18 protein-coding genes are annotated in these 14898 nt (G+C 66.9%); 15 read left to right on the plus strand and 3 right to left on the minus strand.

Annotated features, from left to right (window positions below):
* The first annotated feature begins 38 nt into the window (after nt 1–38).
* Both HG421_RS12245 and HG421_RS12250 read left to right on the plus strand, forming a co-directional pair.
* Entirely contained in the window at nt 39–869 is an 831-nt protein-coding gene (locus tag HG421_RS12245) for a DUF3108 domain-containing protein (protein WP_169706609.1), read from the plus strand.
* A gap of 2 nt (nt 870–871) precedes the next feature.
* Nucleotides 872–1555: a DUF3108 domain-containing protein gene (locus HG421_RS12250; RefSeq protein WP_169706610.1), complete on the plus strand. Its 684-nt coding sequence runs from the start codon at nt 872–874 to the stop codon at nt 1553–1555.
* A 493-nt stretch (nt 1556–2048) separates the two neighbouring features.
* On the opposite strand, the gene HG421_RS12255 is transcribed toward HG421_RS12250, so the two are convergent.
* The 3 genes from HG421_RS12255 to HG421_RS12265 all read right to left on the minus strand — a co-directional run bounded on the left by HG421_RS12255 (nt 2049) and on the right by HG421_RS12265 (nt 4124).
* Nucleotides 2049–2372, minus strand: a complete 324-nt coding sequence (locus tag HG421_RS12255) for an EF-hand domain-containing protein (protein WP_169706611.1) — start codon at nt 2370–2372, stop codon at nt 2049–2051.
* Nucleotides 2369–3643: a UDP-N-acetylglucosamine 1-carboxyvinyltransferase gene (murA, locus tag HG421_RS12260; RefSeq protein WP_169706612.1), complete on the minus strand. Its 1275-nt coding sequence runs from the start codon at nt 3641–3643 to the stop codon at nt 2369–2371. The genes HG421_RS12255 and murA overlap by 4 nt, the downstream gene beginning before the upstream one ends.
* A 253-nt stretch (nt 3644–3896) precedes the next feature.
* Nucleotides 3897–4124 (minus strand): BolA family protein, encoded by a 228-nt coding sequence (locus tag HG421_RS12265; protein WP_169706613.1) that lies wholly within the window; start codon nt 4122–4124, stop codon nt 3897–3899.
* A gap of 54 nt (nt 4125–4178) precedes the next feature.
* On the opposite strand from HG421_RS12265, the gene HG421_RS12270 reads away from it, so the two are divergent.
* From HG421_RS12270 to ptsP, 13 genes are all read left to right on the plus strand, one after another.
* A complete protein-coding gene (locus tag HG421_RS12270) occupies nt 4179–5180 on the plus strand; it encodes a KpsF/GutQ family sugar-phosphate isomerase (protein ID WP_169706614.1) in 1002 nt (333 codons plus the stop codon).
* 48 nt (nt 5181–5228) lie between these two features.
* Nucleotides 5229–5777, plus strand: coding sequence for a KdsC family phosphatase (locus HG421_RS12275; RefSeq protein ID WP_169706615.1), 549 nt, complete (start codon nt 5229–5231; stop codon nt 5775–5777).
* Nucleotides 5774–6349, plus strand: a complete 576-nt coding sequence (lptC, locus tag HG421_RS12280) for an LPS export ABC transporter periplasmic protein LptC (RefSeq protein WP_169706616.1) — start codon at nt 5774–5776, stop codon at nt 6347–6349. Before HG421_RS12275 ends, lptC begins: the two co-directional genes overlap by 4 nt.
* Nucleotides 6327–6893: a lipopolysaccharide transport periplasmic protein LptA gene (gene lptA, locus HG421_RS12285; RefSeq protein WP_211161725.1), complete on the plus strand. Its 567-nt coding sequence runs from the start codon at nt 6327–6329 to the stop codon at nt 6891–6893. Before lptC ends, lptA begins: the two co-directional genes overlap by 23 nt.
* Nucleotides 6893–7612 carry an LPS export ABC transporter ATP-binding protein gene (gene lptB, locus HG421_RS12290; RefSeq protein WP_169706618.1) on the plus strand — a complete coding sequence of 240 codons (720 nt, stop codon included), beginning with the start codon at nt 6893–6895 and terminating at the stop codon, nt 7610–7612. Before lptA ends, lptB begins: the two co-directional genes overlap by 1 nt.
* Nucleotides 7613–7694: 82 nt before the next feature.
* Nucleotides 7695–9086, plus strand: a complete 1392-nt coding sequence (locus HG421_RS12295) for an RNA polymerase factor sigma-54 (protein WP_248279371.1) — start codon at nt 7695–7697, stop codon at nt 9084–9086.
* Between the two features lie 86 nt (nt 9087–9172).
* Nucleotides 9173–9490, plus strand: coding sequence for a ribosome hibernation-promoting factor, HPF/YfiA family (gene hpf, locus HG421_RS12300; RefSeq protein ID WP_011037930.1), 318 nt, complete (start codon nt 9173–9175; stop codon nt 9488–9490).
* Nucleotides 9491–9511: 21 nt separating this feature from the next.
* Nucleotides 9512–9970: a PTS sugar transporter subunit IIA gene (locus tag HG421_RS12305; protein WP_169706620.1), complete on the plus strand. Its 459-nt coding sequence runs from the start codon at nt 9512–9514 to the stop codon at nt 9968–9970.
* Nucleotides 9967–10917, plus strand: a complete 951-nt coding sequence (gene hprK, locus HG421_RS12310) for an HPr(Ser) kinase/phosphatase (RefSeq protein WP_064507316.1) — start codon at nt 9967–9969, stop codon at nt 10915–10917. Before HG421_RS12305 ends, hprK begins: the two co-directional genes overlap by 4 nt.
* Nucleotides 10914–11786, plus strand: coding sequence for an RNase adapter RapZ (gene rapZ, locus HG421_RS12315; protein WP_169706621.1), 873 nt, complete (start codon nt 10914–10916; stop codon nt 11784–11786). The genes hprK and rapZ overlap by 4 nt, the downstream gene beginning before the upstream one ends.
* A 546-nt stretch (nt 11787–12332) precedes the next feature.
* Nucleotides 12333–12725 (plus strand): PTS sugar transporter subunit IIA, encoded by a 393-nt coding sequence (locus HG421_RS12320; protein WP_169706622.1) that lies wholly within the window; start codon nt 12333–12335, stop codon nt 12723–12725.
* On the plus strand, nt 12718–12987 hold the full coding sequence (locus tag HG421_RS12325) for an HPr family phosphocarrier protein (protein ID WP_169706623.1): 270 nt from the start codon (nt 12718–12720) through the stop codon (nt 12985–12987). Before HG421_RS12320 ends, HG421_RS12325 begins: the two co-directional genes overlap by 8 nt.
* Before the next feature lie 58 nt (nt 12988–13045).
* Nucleotides 13046–14785 (plus strand): phosphoenolpyruvate--protein phosphotransferase, encoded by a 1740-nt coding sequence (gene ptsP, locus HG421_RS12330; protein ID WP_169706624.1) that lies wholly within the window; start codon nt 13046–13048, stop codon nt 14783–14785.
* The last annotated feature ends 113 nt before the right edge of the window (nt 14786–14898 follow it).

Below are 14898 nucleotides of genomic sequence, written 5' to 3' on the forward strand. Positions count from 1 at the left end.
CTCGGACATCCTTGCGGCCCCGTGCCTCCTATCAGCGCATGAACGTCATTCCGATCGCCACCGCGCTGTTGACCACTGCCCTGCTCGCCCCGGCCGGTAGCGGCCGCGCGCAGCAGCCTGCCGCCGCGCCTGCGCCGGCCACCGCGCCCGCAGCGGCTGCCGCGCCCCAGACAGCGCCGGCGTCTGCCGCAACCTTGCCGGCCAGCACCTGGACACCACCGCCACTGGAACCGTTCGTGGCGACCTACCAGGCGTTCTACCGTGGCAAGGAAGCAGGCGATGCCACCATGCAGGTCAGCCATGGCGACGGCAGCCAGTGGCGCATCGACATGTCGGTGCGTGGCCGCAAGGGGTTCGCCAGCATCCTGGGGCTGAACCTGGAACAGAGCACGGTGTTCCGCGTCGACGGGGGCACCTACGTGCCGCTGAGCCAGAGCACGGTGCGCAAGGCGGTGTTCTTCGGCAAGAAGGTCACCGGCGTGTACAACTGGCAGGCCGGCACCGCGCAGTGGGATGGCGATCTGAAGAAGGAACGCCAGCAACCGATCCCGCTGCAGCCCGGCGACCAGAGCGCGCTGTCCCTGAACCTGTCGCTGATGCGCGATGCGCAACCCGGCCGCAACCTGAGCTATCGCTACGTCGACGTGGGCAAGGTGCGCAAGTACGACTACCGCGCCGCCGACACCACCGAAGTGGTGCAGGTCGGCGATTTGAGTTACGACGCGTTGCGCGTGTACCGCGTCAACAGCGGCGACAACGAAACCATCCTGTGGATCGCCAACGGGGTGCCGACCCCGGTGCGCATCCTGCAACGTGACAAAAACGAGGATCAGGTGGATCTGCGCCTGGTCGAATACCAAGGAACCTGACCATGAATATCGTCCCCCGTCCCAGCGCCCTGATCGCCGCCGCTGCACTGGCCGTGGCCAGCCTGCCGGCGTTTGCCGTCCAGCCATTCCAGGCCGACTACTCCGCCAATTACATGGGCATGCAGGCCAACGGCACCATGACCCTGGCATCCGCCGGCGCCAACCAGTGGCGCTATACGCTGACCATCCAGAACCAGCTGGCCAACCTCACCCAGAGCACGGTGTTCGAGGAAGCCGGCGGCCAGCTGCGCCCGGTCAGCAGCAACGACACCTCGTCGATGATGGTCAAGCGCCGCAATGTCACCGCCAACTACGACTGGAAGACCAGCCAGGCGACCTGGGGCGGCGACATCAAGCCGGACCGTCGTGGGCCGGTCAAGTTGCAGCCCGGCGATATGGACGCACTGCTGATCAACCTGGCAATCACCCGCGACCTGGCCGCCGGCAAGCCGCTGAACTACCGCATGGTGGACGAAGGTCGCATCAAGCCGATGAGCTACAAGGTGATCGGCAAGGAAACCATCACCGTCAACGGCAAGCAGGAGCAGGCCACCAAGGTCTCGCGCGTGGATGGCGACAAGGAATTGATCGCCTGGGTGGTCAAGGACCTGCCGGTGCCGGCGCGCCTGCTGCAAAAGGAAAAAGGCCAGGACGCGCTGGACCTGACCATCAAGTCGCTGCGCTAAGCGAGATGCAGCTGCCATTTTAAGAGCGCGCCAAGGCGCAAGGCTTTAAAGGAGCCAGTGGGTCGAGGGCGCGGCGCCCTCGCCGCTCGCGGGACACGCCGCAAGTACGTCCCTGTAGCCTCGGTGGCGGCATCCATGCCGCCACACGGTCCCGCAATCGGCGAGGACACCGCACCAGGCAATTGGTCGGTTGTTCGCTTAAAAGCTTGTCCGTTGATCGGCTTGCGTATTGATCGGCTCGGGTTGGGAGATTAGCGGACGCTTGCTTGTCAGAACTGCAGGGCACGGTGCCTGCTCTTACGATGCACACCGACCCTCTCGACCGGTCCTTGCCCGGCTACCGTCGCGGGACCTTACGCGGCATGGATGCCGCGTAAGAGCTTACAGGGACGTACTTGCAGCGTGTCCCGCGATGGTGGGCGGGCAAGGGCCCTGCGACCAGGCCGCAGTTCAGCCGCTTTAGACTGATCCATCTGCACCAACCCATCACTCATCAGGGCTTTGCTGCGGCCTTGTCGTCGCCGGTGCTGAACACCGTGCGGCAGTCCACGCGGATCTGCTCGTCATTCTTGCGCCAATAAAATAGGTCGCAATGGCGCTTGCCTTCCACGGTCTTTTTCACCGCCACCGCGTAGAACGACTGCGCGATCTCGTCGCGGCTGGCGGTGCCGTCGCCGTTCCAGTCCATGTCCTTGAACTCCACGCCCTGGGTGATGGCCATGCCCACGCTCCAGGCATAGGCCAGCCACGCCAGGATCAGCACGATCACGCCGAGCAGGATCTTGCGCCGGGTGGTGAAACGTCCGCGCAGGATCATGCGGTGCGCCCGATGGTCGCGCCCAGCGCCCCCAGCTTCTCCTCGATGTTTTCGTAACCACGGTCCAGGTGGTAGATGCGGTCGATGGTGGTGTCGCCATCGGCGACCAGCCCTGCCAGGATCAGCGACGCCGATGCACGCAGGTCGGTCGCCATCACCGGCGCGCCGCTCAGGCGTTCGGCACCGCGCACGATGGCGGTGTGGCCTTCGACCTGGATGTCCGCACCCAAGCGCAGCAGCTCGTTGACGTGCATGAAGCGGTTTTCGAAGATGGTTTCGTTGATCACGCCCACGCCATCGGCCACGCAGTTGAGCGCCATGAATTGCGCCTGCATGTCGGTGGGAAACGCCGGGTACGGTGCGGTGGTCAGGTTGACCGCGCGCGGGCGCTTGCCGTGCATGTCCAGGGTGATGCTGTCGCTGGTGGCGGTGATGCTGGCGCCGGCCTCGGTGAGCTTGTCCAGCACCGCGTCCAGGGTGTCCGGGCGCGCGCGGCGCACGGTGACGCTGCCGCCGGTCATCGCCGCAGCGACCAGGAAGGTGCCGGTTTCGATGCGGTCGGGCAACACCGCGTGGTGCCCGCCGCCCAGGCGTTCGACGCCTTGCACCACGATGCGCGGCGTGCCGGCGCCTTCGATCTGCGCACCGAGCGCGATCAGGCAGTCGGCCAGGTCGGTGACTTCCGGCTCCATCGCCGCGTTTTCCAGCACCGTGGTGCCTTCGGCGAGCACGGCGGCCATCAGCACGTTCTCGGTGCCGGTGACGCTGACCATGTCGAACACGTAGCGGCCGCCCTTCAGGCGCCCATTGCTGGTGGCCTTGATGTAGCCGTTCTCCACGCTGATCTCGGCACCCAGCGCCTGCAGGCCCTTGATGTGCTGATCCACCGGGCGCGAGCCGATTGCGCAGCCGCCGGGCAGCGACACTTCGGCAGTGCCGTAGCGCGCCAGCAGCGGGCCCAGTACCAGGATCGAGGCGCGCATGGTCTTGACCAATTCATACGGCGCCACCTGGTGCGTGACCGAGCGCGGGTCGACCAGGATCGAGCGGCCCTTGGCCAGCGTGCCTTCGTCGATGGTGACCTCGGCGCCGAGCTCGCTGAGCAGTTTCACCGTGGTGATCACGTCGTGCAGGTGCGGCACGTTGCTGATTTCCACCGGCGCATCGGCCAGCAGGGTGGCGCACAGGATCGGCAGCACTGCATTCTTGGCGCCGGAAATATTGACTTCGCCATGCAGCGCTCGGCCGCCGGTCACTACGATTTTTGCCATGGGAATCTGAGAAATCCGAAAGTAGAAGGGATGTCGGGGGAATGAAGTGAGGGACGGGTCGACCGTGGTGCGCGCGGGGCGCGGTGGAACCGGGGGATCGAGCGGCGCCGGGTACGGCCCGGGAGGCGCTGAGCGCAGTTGCGTGAGCGTGGACGACGCCAGCCGAAGCGATGCAGGTGCATCCCGCTTACCGCCCCTGCCCTGCACACCGCTTTCGGCCCAGCCCGCCTGATGGCGAGCGCGGCGGCTGCGATCAGCCTTCCTCGGGCGTCAGGGTCTTCAGCTGCAGCGCGTGGATCGCCCCGCCCATCAGATCGCCCAGGGTGGCGTAGACCATGCGATGCCGCGCCAGCGGGGGCTTGCCGGCAAAGGCCGGGCTGACCACGGTGGCCTCGAAGTGCACGCCGTCGTCGCCGTGCACGTCGACGCGGGCTTCGGGCAAGCCGGATTCGATGAGTTTACGGATGGTTTCGGCGTCCAAAGGGCGTTTCCTCATAAAATGAGCGCACATTCTACTCTTCACCCGAGTTCCCGCATGGCTGTCTCGCACCTGCCTTCTGCCACCGTCAGCGACGCCAGCCTGGTCGCCAGCGGCCAGCGCGTGCTCCAGATCGAGCGCGAGGCGCTGGCCAGCGTGGGCGCGCGCATCGGCAGCGACTTCGCTGCGGCCTGCCGGCTGGTGCTGGCCTCGCGCGGGCGGGTCGTCGCCACCGGCATGGGCAAGTCCGGCCACGTGGCGCGCAAGATCGCCGCCACCCTGGCCTCCACCGGCACCCCGGCCTTCTTCGTGCACCCCGGCGAGGCCGGCCACGGCGACCTGGGCATGATCACCGAGGCCGACATCGTGCTGGCGCTGTCGTATTCGGGCGAATCGGACGAGGTGCGCATGCTGCTGCCGGTGCTCAAGCGCCAGGGCAACCCGATCATCGCCATGACCGGGCGCGCAGGTTCCACCCTGGCCCAGGCCGCCGACGTGCACCTGGACGTCAGCGTCTCCGCCGAAGCCTGCCCGTTGCACCTGGCCCCGACCTCCAGCACCACCGCCTCGCTGGCGATGGGCGATGCGCTGGCGGTGGCCCTGCTCGATGCACGCGGCTTCACCGCCGACGACTTCGCCCGCTCGCACCCGGCCGGCAGCCTGGGCCGCCGCCTGCTGCTGCACATCACCGACGTGATGCACGCCGGCGACGACCTGCCGCGGGTACGCAGCGACGCCAGCCTCAGCGAAGCGCTGATGGAAATGAGCCGCAAGCGGCTGGGCATGACCGCGGTGGTGGACGATGACGGCCGCCTGATCGGCCTGTTCACCGACGGCGACCTGCGCCGCGCGCTGGACAGCGACATCGACGTGCGCAGCGCCGGCATCGCGCAGGTGATGACGCGCAACCCGCGCACCATCGGCGCCGATCAACTGGCCGCCGAGGCCGCGCGGCTGATGGAGGACTACAAGATCAACGGTTTGATCGTGGTGGACGCGCAGCAGCGCGCGGTCGGCGCATTGAACATTCACGACCTGTTGCGCGCCAAGGTGGTTTAACAGGTTCAGTTTTCAACCGCCGGACTCCGTTCTCACCGATTCGTGCCGATGCCCTACTCTCCCCTGCAGCACCTTCCCGCCGACCTGATCGAGCGCGCCGCGCGGATCCGCCTGGCCTGCTTCGACGTCGACGGCACCCTGACCGACGGCCGCCTGTACTACGACCACGCCGGCAACGAGAGCAAGGCGTTCAACGTGCTCGACGGCCAGGGCCTCAAGCAGCTCGAACACGCCGGCATCCATGTCGCGCTGATCACTGCCCGCGCCAGCCTGTCGGCGGAAAAACGCGGACAGGACCTGGGCCTGCATGTGCAGATCGGGGTCAAGAACAAGCGCCTGGCGGTGCTGGCGCTGTGCCAGGAACACGGCCTGTCGCTGGACCAGGTGTTGTTCATGGGCGATGACCTGCCGGACCTGCCGGCCCTGCTGGCGGTGGGCCTGCCGGTAGCCCCGGCCAATGCACACCCATGGATTGCCGAACGCGTGCAGTGGCATACCCGCGCCCGCGGCGGCGAAGGCGCGGCCCGCGAGGTCTGCGACACGCTGCTGGCCGCGCAAGGCCAGGTCGAACGCATCATCGAAGGATTTTCGGCATGAGCTGGAACTGGCGGACCACGCTGGGCATGGTGCTGTTCGTGGCCGCGGTCGTGTCCGGCTGGTCGGCGTGGCAGCAGCGCGCGCGTCCGGTCGAGACGGCAGTGGACGACTCAAAGGCCGACTACGTGCTGCGCGACTTCGAGCTGATCGCGCTGGACAAGCGCAGCGGCAAGGAGTCGATGACGCTGCGTGCGCCGGAGATGCACCGCAACCGCGCCGACCAGACCTCCGAAATCACCACGCCGGTGTTCCTGCTGCCCGACAACGCCAACCAGCCGTGGACGCTGCGCGCCAAGACCGGCTGGGTCAGCCCCAAGGGCGACGAGCTGCGGCTGCGTGGCGATGTCGAAGGCGACAGCCCCACCACCGGCCCAACCCCGCCCACCACCTTCCGCACCCAGAGCCTGGACGTGTTCCCGCAGCAGAATCTCGCCAAGACCGCTGCGCCGGTGACCATGACCCGGCCGGGTATCATGCAAAGCGGGGTCGGCTTCGAGGCCGACCTCAAATCGCGCCAGTACAAGCTCCTTTCCCAGGTCAAGACCCGCTATGAACCGAATGCTGCCCGCTAAACTGGCGTTTGCCGCGCTGCTGTTGCCTGCCCTGGCGATGGCAAAGACCAGCGACCGCAATCAGCCGATGGCGATCGATTCCAATGCCAACGACTGCAACATGCTCGACGACAGCGGCAAGTGCCGCTTCAGCGGCAATGTGGTGATCACCCAGGGCACGCTGGAAATCCACGCCGATACCGCCGACATCTTCCAGAAGAACGGCCAGACCGACCGCGTGGTGCTGACCGGCAAGCAGGCCACGCTCAAGCAGCAGATGGACGACGGCGCGATGATGAACGGCCAGGCCGACAACATCGAATACCAGGTCGCCGACGAGATCATCATTCTGACCGGCAACTACAAGGTCGACTCGCCCAAGGGCACCAACGCCGGCCAGCGCATGGTCTACAACACCAAGACCGGCAACATGCAAAGCGGCGGCGACGGCAGCCGCGTGCGCACCATCATCCAGCCCAAGAACCCGGCCCCTGCCGCGGCGGCACCGGCACCGGCCGCCAAGCCTGCTGCCAAGCCGGCCACCAAGCCGCAGGGGAACAAGTAATGCTGGTCGCCACCGGTCTGCGAAAGAAGTACAAGCAACGCGAAGTGGTCAAGGAATTCGGCCTGACCCTGGAGGCCGGTGAAGTGGTCGGCCTGCTCGGCCCCAACGGCGCCGGCAAGACGACGTGCTTCTACATGATCGTCGGCCTGGTCGACGCCGATGCCGGGCGCATCGAGCTGGACGGCCGCGACCTGACCGCCGAGCCGATGTATGCCCGCGCCAAGCTGGGCGTGGGGTATCTGCCGCAGGAGCCGTCGATCTTCCGCAAGCTCACCGTGGCCGACAACATCCGGCTGGTGCTGGAGCTGCGTGAGGAACTGGACACTGCCGGCCGCGAGAAGGAACTGGTGGCACTGCTGGAAGAACTGCAGATCACCCACGTGGCCGATCAGCTCGGCGCCAGCCTCTCCGGCGGCGAACGGCGCCGCTGCGAGATCGCACGCGCGCTGGCGGCCAAGCCGCGCATGATGCTGCTGGACGAACCCTTCGCCGGCGTGGACCCGATTTCGGTCGGCGAGATCCAGCGCATCATCATTCACCTCAAGGAACGCGGCATCGGCGTGTTGATCACCGATCACAACGTGCGCGAGACCTTGGGAATCTGCGACCGCGCGTATATCCTCGCCGAGGGGGGCGTGCTGGCGCAGGGGGCACCGGACACGCTGCTGGCCAATCCCGACGTCCGTCGCGTGTATCTGGGGGAAACTTTCCGCCTTTGAGCGCGTCGCCGCGCCATCGCTTCTTCCAGTCAGTGCCCGCATGAAAGCCCGGCTCCAGACATCGCTAGGACAGCAGCTGGTCATGACGCCGCAATTGCGTCAGGCGATCAAGCTATTGCAGATGTCCACCACCGAGCTGGAACTGGAGATCGCCGAGGCGGTGGAGACCAACCCGCTGCTGGAATGGGCCGACGAAGCCGCGCATGCGGCAAGCGAGCCCCCGGCCGCGGCATCGTCCTCCAGCGAGGAGACCCCGCGCGAGGACGCGGCACCGGCAGAACGCGATGACGACTGGGCGCAGGACGAGCTGCAATGGACCGGCACCGGTAGCGGCGGCAGCTTCGACGACGACGAGTCCGGTGATGCCGCCGAGCGCGTGGCCGACTCCGAAACCCTGGCCGACCATCTTCTGTGGCAGTTGCATCTGTCGCCGTTGTCGCCACGCGACCGCCAGATCGGCGCGACCCTGATCGACGCGCTGGACGAAGACGGGTATCTGCGCGAGCCGCTCTCGGCGATTCTCGAAACGCTGGCGCTGGGCGCAGCCGTGGACGAGGCCGAAGTGCTGACCGTGCTGCACCAGATCCAGCGCTTCGACCCGGTCGGCGTGGGTGCGCGCACGCTGGGCGAGTGCCTGGCCCTGCAGCTGGCGGTGCTCGACCCGGCCACGCCAGGCCGTGAGCTGGCGCTGCAGATCGTGGCCGGCCCGCTGGAACGGCTGCCGCGCAGCGGCGTGGCCGGCCTGGCGCATGAACTCAAGCGCTCGGCCGCCGATGTGGAACAGGCCGTGCAGCTGGTGCGCTCGCTGGACCCGCGCCCGGGCAAGCAGATCGGCGAGTTGTCGCAGGACACCTACGTGGTGCCCGATTGCGTGATCTGGCGCCAGCGTGGCATCTGGCGCGCATCGCTGGCCGGCCGCGCGCAGCCCAAGGTCACCATCCACCGCGGCTACGAGAACCTGATCCGCAGCTGCGGCGAATCCGATGCCGGCTATCTGCGCGGGCAGTTGCAGGAGGCACGCTGGCTGCTCAAGAGCCTGGAAGCACGCGGCGAGACCCTGCTGCGGGTGGTGCGCTGCCTGCTGCAGCATCAGGCCGGGTTCCTGGAATTCGGTGCGCAGGCGCTGCGGCCGCTGACCTTGCGCGAGATCGCCGGCGAGCTCGGCCTGCACGAATCGACCATTTCCCGCGCGATCGCCCGCAAGTACGTGCGTACCCCGCGCGGCACCATCCCGTTGCGCTCGTTCTTTGCCTCCGGCATCGACACCGACGGCGGCGGAGAGGCCTCCAGCACCGCGATCCAGGACATGATCCGGCGCCTGATCGAGGCGGAGAACCCGCGCAAACCCTTGTCGGACGCCAAGTTGGCGGATCTGCTGAAAACCTCCGGCGTACCAGTGGCGCGGCGCACCGTTGCGAAGTATCGTGAGGCCATGAACATTTCCGCCTCCCACGAACGCGTGCGCATCGCCTGACGTTGCACCACCGCAACGCCGGCCTGTGCCGGGTTTGTCGGAGTACCGGAACGGTTCATTGGCCCACCGACCAATGGAGGTATCCGATGCGCATCGAGACGTATGGCCACCAGCTTGAAGTGACCCCCGCCCTGCGGGACTACGTGGCAAGCAAGCTGCAGCGACTGCAGCGCCATTTCGACCAGCACTGCGAAGTCCGAACGCAGCTGGCCGTTCGCAAGCCGGACCACCACGTGGTCGCCACCGTCAACCTTCCCGGTCGCACGCTGCACGCCGACGCCAGCGGCTCCACCATGTACGCCGCCATCGACCTGCTGGTCGACAAGCTCGACCGTCTGGTCCTGAAGCACAAAGAAAAGAAATGTAACCACCATGCACGCGAGGTGCGCGACAATCCCGCATGACGCTTCCCGCTTGATGCCCTCATGCCCTTAACCGATCTGATGGCGGCCGTGCGCACCGTAGTGTCGCCGGCCGCCGATCGCGACACCGTCCTGCACGCCGCCGCCGCCCTGCTGTCCTGCCGCCAGGCCGGCGCCGACGAGCTCTACACCAACCTGTACGAGCGCGAGGCCCTGGGCAGCACCGCCATCGGCCACGGGATCGCCATCCCGCACGGACGCTGCCCCAACCTGACCGAACCCCGTGGCGCCCTGCTGCGGCTGGAGTGCCCGGTGGCCTTCGGCGGCGAGGAGCCGGTGGATCTGGTATTCGCCATGGCGGTGCCGGCGCACTACACCCACCAACACCTGATGCTGTTGTCGGAACTGGCCGAGCGCTTCTCCGATGCGCAGTTCCGCCAGCAACTGCGTGCCGCGCCCGACGCCGACGCGCTGATGGCCCTGCTCACCGACGCCCCTCCGCCACAGGCCAGCGCGGCATGAATACCGCCATCACCGCACGCGAACTGTTCGACCAGCAGCGCGACAAGCTGGCGCTGCGCTGGGTCGCCGGACAGAAGGGCGAGCACCGCGAGATCCAGGCCGGCAGCAACAACGCCCGCCGCCCCTCGCTGGCCGGCTACCTCAATGTGATCTATCCCAACAAGGTGCAGATCCTGGGCACCGAGGAGCTGGCCTGGCTGGATTCGCTGGATGCGCGCCAGCGGTGGGAGACCATCGAAAAGATCATCCAGGTGCAGCCGCTGGCGCTGGCGATCAGCAAGAACCAGTCCTGCCCGGAAGACCTGCGCGCGGCCGCCGACGAATCCAATACCCCGTTGTGGATTTCGCCCAAGCGCGGCCACGAGCTGCTCAACCACCTCTCCTACCACCTGGCGCGCACGCTGGCGCCGCGGGTCACCCTGCATGGCGTGTTCATGGAGATCTATTCGATCGGCGTGCTGATCACCGGCGAAGCCGGCTCGGGCAAGAGCGAGCTGGCGCTGGAGTTGCTCAGCCGCGGGCATCGCCTGGTGGCCGACGATGCGCCCGAGTTCACCCAGATCGCCCCCGACGTGCTCGACGGCACCTGCCCCGAGCTGCTGCAGGACCTGCTGGAGGTGCGCGGCCTGGGCGTGCTGAACGTGCGCGACATGTTCGGCGACACCGCGGTGAAGAAGAACAAGTACCTGCGCCTGATCGTGCACCTGACCCGGCCGATGACCGAGCCCACTCCATCCGGCTACGAGCGCCTGACCGGCGATTCCGGCAGCCGCCACGTGCTGGACCTGGACGTGCCGCTGATCACCCTGCCGGTGATGCCCGGCCGCAACCTGGCGGTGTTGACCGAGGCGGCCACGCGGCTGCATATCCTGCGCACCAAGGGCATCGACCCGGCGGCGATGTTCATCGCCCGCCACAGCAACCTGCTGGAGCGACGCACGCCATGAGTATTGCGCCCTCCACGCTGATGATCGTGAGCGGGCTGTCCGGCTCGGGCAAATCGGTCGCGCTGAAGACCTTCGAAGACCTGGACTACTACTGCTCGGACAATCTGCCGGTGGAGCTGCTGCCGGATTTCGTCAAAAGCCGCCTGCGCGGCAACCCGATTGGCGACCAGCGACTGGCGGTGGGCATCGACGTGCGCAGCCGCAGCGACCTGACCCAGCTGGCGCAATGGCGCCAGGCTGCACAGGAATACGGTATCGAGGCGCGCCTGCTGTTCTTCGAAGCCAGCGATGAAGCGCTGATCAAGCGCTACGCCGACACCCGTCGCCGTCATCCGCTGAGCCATCTGGGCCTGGCACTGCCGGAGGCGATCACCCGCGAGCGCCAGTTGACCGAGCCGCTGCGCATGCAGGCCGATGCCATCATCGACACCAGCACGCTCAACGTACACCAGTTGCGCCGCCGCGTGGTCACCGAATTCGCGCTCGGCTCCAACGACCGGTTGTCGCTGTTGTTCGAATCGTTCGCCTACAAGCGCGGCGTGCCGGCCGAAGCCGACTTCGTGTTCGATGCGCGCGTGCTGCCCAATCCGCACTGGGATCCGGAGCTGCGCCCGCTCACTGGCCGCGATGCCGGCGTGCGCGAGTACCTGGACAACGAGGCGGACGTGCAGCGCTACAGCGCGCAGATCGTGGACCTGCTGGACACCTGGCTACCGCGCCTGCGCAACGACACCCGCAGCTACGTGACGATTGCGTTTGGCTGCACCGGCGGCAAGCACCGTTCGGTCTACATGGCCGAGCGCATGGCGCGGCATGCGCGCGAGCAGGGCTGGCCGGAAGTGGCGACGTTTCATCGCGAGCAGGACTGAGGAGCTGGGAATCGGGAATCGGGAATCGGGAGTCGGGAGTCGGGAGTCGGGAATCGGGAATCGGGATTTGGGAATCGTCAAAGCGGTATCTGGGGGTCTGTGGCTGCATGTGCACATGGAGAAGAGCCACGGATGCATGATCCTTTTTGAATCTGGTTGTTTGTGGATGGCTTGGGTTGGGTGGGTGCTGTGGAGAGTTGCCGCTCTGCATTCGGCGCTGCTGGATTGTTGATGTGTCTGAAACGTCGCTCGGCGCTTTCGCGCTACGTGCTTGCGACGTTGCGTTCAAGGCGTGGCTGGTGGTATCGGCCATGCATCGCCCTTCCCCCTTGCGCCTGTCGCGGGTATTGCAGCGCTCGCTTGCGAGCTGGTCTGCATTGGCAATGCTGCCCACATCACGAATCGGTGCGTCCTAGGCTGAAAAACGCGATCGCTGCGCGTGGTCACACTAGTCGCTGCGATGGAGCTAAACGGCTATTCAGTTCGCAACACACCGGTGCGGGCAAACGCTATCGCGCAGTCATGCCGACCTGTTAACGTTTCGACATGGCCTGTGGCATTCTCCTCATTACTCATCCCGGCATCGGCGCAGCGTTGTTGAACGTGGCGACGGGGCTGTTGCGGCAGCTGCCGCTGAAGACCGAAGCGTTCGACGTACCGTTCGATGCAGACCTGGACGCATTGCTGCCCCAGGCCTCGTCGGCGATGCGACGGGTCGACAGTGGCGACGGCGTGCTGGTCATGACCGACCTGTATGGCGCCAGCCCCAGCAATCTCGCCAGCCGGTTGGCAAGGCTCGGCACGCCGGTTCGACGGGTGTCCGCATTGAGCCTGCCGATGCTGCTGCGGGTGATGAATTACCCCGAACAAGGTTTGCAGGAGCTGCCCGCCACCGCGGCGGCAGGCACCCGCAACGGAGCGATCATCGACGATGCTTGAACGCGAACTCATTGTGTCCAACCGACTCGGACTGCATGCGCGGGCGACCGCCAAGCTGGTGCAGACGCTGTCGTCCTTCCGCAGCAACGCCACGCTGGCGGCCAAGGGCCGCGAAGTCAACGCCAAGAGCATCATGGGCGTGATGCTGCTGGCCGCCGGCCAGGGCACCAGCGTGGTGGTGCGGCTGGATGGCGAAGACGAGGCCGAGGCCTTGCAGGCATTGGTCGACCTGTTCGAGCGTCGTTTCGACGAGGACAGCTGAGCATGCGTGGCGTCGGTGCCGTAGCGACCGACACGGCGCGGCTGCGCCAGGGGCACGCATGAGTCTGCGCCTGCGCGGACACGGCGCCGCACGCGGCAATGCACTCGGGCGCGCGCGCGTGCGCCAGAGCCACACGCTGGAAGTGGCCGAGCAACGCGTGCCGGCCAGCCAGGTGGAGGCGCAGTTGCAGCGCCTGCACACCGCCATCGATGCGGCACGCGGCGAAATGCAGCAGTTGCGCGACCGCCTGCATGGCGCGCTGGCACGCGAGGTCGGCGAATTCCTCGAACTGCATGCGCTGCTGCTGGACGACCCCGAACTGCTGCAGGGCCTGGACGAGCTGATCCGCACCCATCGCTACAGTGCCGACTATGCCCTGCGCGTACAACGCGACCGGCTGGCGGCGGTGTTCGATGGCATGGAAGACGCCTACCTCAAGAGCCGCATGGACGATCTGGACCATGTGATCGGGCGCATCCATGCGTTTCTGCACAAGCGTGCGCCCGACCTCAAGGGCGTGGCCGGCGAGATCCTGGTCTGCGACAACGTCGCCCCGTCCGAACTGGCGCAGCTGCAGGCCCAAGGCGTGGTCGGCATCGTCACCACCGCTGGCAGTGCGCTGTCGCATAGCGCGATCCTGGCGCGCAGCCTGCACCTGCCGCTGGTGGTGGGCGTCAGCGATGCAGTGCAGAAGATCGACGATGGCGATGTGCTGATCGTCGACGCCGGCTCCGGCCAGGTGATCGTGGATCCCACGCCCGAGCATCTGCGCGACTACCGCGAGCGCCTGCGCGCGCTGGCCAAGGAACAGCGCGAACTGGGGCGGTTGCGCTCCAAGCCCACGCGCACGCGCGACAACATCGACATCACCCTGCTCGCCAACGCCGAATCGCTGGAAGACGTGGCGCGCGCGCATGCCATGGGCGCCAGCGGGCTGGGGCTGTATCGCACCGAATTCCTGTTCCTGCAGCGCAACGAGCTGCCGGACGAAGACGAGCAGTTCCAGGCCTACCGCGACACCGTGCTGGGCATGAGCGGCCGGCCGGTGACCATCCGCACGCTGGATCTGGGCGCCGACAAGGCCGACCGCACCGGGCTGACGCTGAGCGACGAGGACAACCCGGCGCTGGGCCTGCGCGGTGTGCGGCTGTCGCTGGCCCGTCCTGCGGTGGCGCAGACGCAGCTGCGCGCCATCCTGCGCGCCTCCGGCTACGGGCCGGTGCGCATCCTGGTGCCGATGGTCAGCGGCCGCGAAGAAATCCAGTTGCTGCGCAAGCAGCTGAAGAAGCTGAGCGCGCAGTTGCGCGCCGAAGGCCACGAGATCGCCGAGCACATTCCACTGGGTGCGATGATCGAAGTGCCTGCCGCGGCGCTGGCGCTGGACTGCTTCATCGACGCTATCGATTTCCTGTCGATCGGCACCAACGATCTGGTGCAATACCTGCTGGCAGTGGACCGCAACAACGAGGCACTGGGCGAGTTGTATTCGCCGTTGCATCCGGCAGTGCTGCGGCTGATCGCGCAGGTGATCGCCACCGGACGCAGGGATGGCAAGCCGGTGGCGGTGTGCGGCGAAATCGCCGGCGACCCGCGCTTCGTGCCGATGCTGCTGGCGCTGGGGCTCACCGAGTTCAGCCTGCACCCGGCCACCCTGCTGGAAGTACGCCGCGCCATTCGCGACAGCCATCTAGGCGAGCTGCGCGTGCATGGCGAAACATTGCTGCGCGCACGCGACCGCAAGGGCATCGAGAAATGGCTGGCCGCCATCGCACAGGACAACAGCAGCAAGAGCAGCTAGAACAGCGCTGCTGTACTTCCTTCTCCGCGTACGGGGGAGCGCTGCTGCACTTCCTTCTCCGCGTGCGGGGGAGCGCTGCTGCACTTCCTTCTCCCGCGTGCGGGGGAAGGTGC

This window comes from Xanthomonas campestris pv. badrii (genome assembly GCF_012848175.1).
Taxonomy (GTDB): domain Bacteria; phylum Pseudomonadota; class Gammaproteobacteria; order Xanthomonadales; family Xanthomonadaceae; genus Xanthomonas; species Xanthomonas campestris_C.

Excerpts from the sequence above, each read along its gene's own strand:
- HG421_RS12245 (WP_169706609.1), top strand. The coding sequence starts at position 39 with ATGAACGTCATTCCGATCGCCACCGCGCTGTTGACCACTGCCCTGCTC.
- HG421_RS12250 (WP_169706610.1), top strand. The coding sequence starts at position 872 with ATGAATATCGTCCCCCGTCCCAGCGCCCTGATCGCCGCCGCTGCACTG.
- HG421_RS12255 (WP_169706611.1), bottom strand. The coding sequence starts at position 2,372 with ATGATCCTGCGCGGACGTTTCACCACCCGGCGCAAGATCCTGCTCGGC.
- murA (WP_169706612.1), bottom strand. The coding sequence starts at position 3,643 with ATGGCAAAAATCGTAGTGACCGGCGGCCGAGCGCTGCATGGCGAAGTC.
- HG421_RS12270 (WP_169706614.1), top strand. The coding sequence starts at position 4,179 with ATGGCTGTCTCGCACCTGCCTTCTGCCACCGTCAGCGACGCCAGCCTG.
- HG421_RS12275 (WP_169706615.1), top strand. The coding sequence starts at position 5,229 with ATGCCCTACTCTCCCCTGCAGCACCTTCCCGCCGACCTGATCGAGCGC.
- lptC (WP_169706616.1), top strand. The coding sequence starts at position 5,774 with ATGAGCTGGAACTGGCGGACCACGCTGGGCATGGTGCTGTTCGTGGCC.
- lptA (WP_211161725.1), top strand. The coding sequence starts at position 6,327 with ATGAACCGAATGCTGCCCGCTAAACTGGCGTTTGCCGCGCTGCTGTTG.
- lptB (WP_169706618.1), top strand. The coding sequence starts at position 6,893 with ATGCTGGTCGCCACCGGTCTGCGAAAGAAGTACAAGCAACGCGAAGTG.
- HG421_RS12295 (WP_248279371.1), top strand. The coding sequence starts at position 7,695 with ATGACGCCGCAATTGCGTCAGGCGATCAAGCTATTGCAGATGTCCACC.
- hpf (WP_011037930.1), top strand. The coding sequence starts at position 9,173 with ATGCGCATCGAGACGTATGGCCACCAGCTTGAAGTGACCCCCGCCCTG.
- HG421_RS12305 (WP_169706620.1), top strand. The coding sequence starts at position 9,512 with ATGCCCTTAACCGATCTGATGGCGGCCGTGCGCACCGTAGTGTCGCCG.
- hprK (WP_064507316.1), top strand. The coding sequence starts at position 9,967 with ATGAATACCGCCATCACCGCACGCGAACTGTTCGACCAGCAGCGCGAC.
- rapZ (WP_169706621.1), top strand. The coding sequence starts at position 10,914 with ATGAGTATTGCGCCCTCCACGCTGATGATCGTGAGCGGGCTGTCCGGC.
- HG421_RS12320 (WP_169706622.1), top strand. The coding sequence starts at position 12,333 with ATGGCCTGTGGCATTCTCCTCATTACTCATCCCGGCATCGGCGCAGCG.
- HG421_RS12325 (WP_169706623.1), top strand. The coding sequence starts at position 12,718 with ATGCTTGAACGCGAACTCATTGTGTCCAACCGACTCGGACTGCATGCG.
- ptsP (WP_169706624.1), top strand. The coding sequence starts at position 13,046 with ATGAGTCTGCGCCTGCGCGGACACGGCGCCGCACGCGGCAATGCACTC.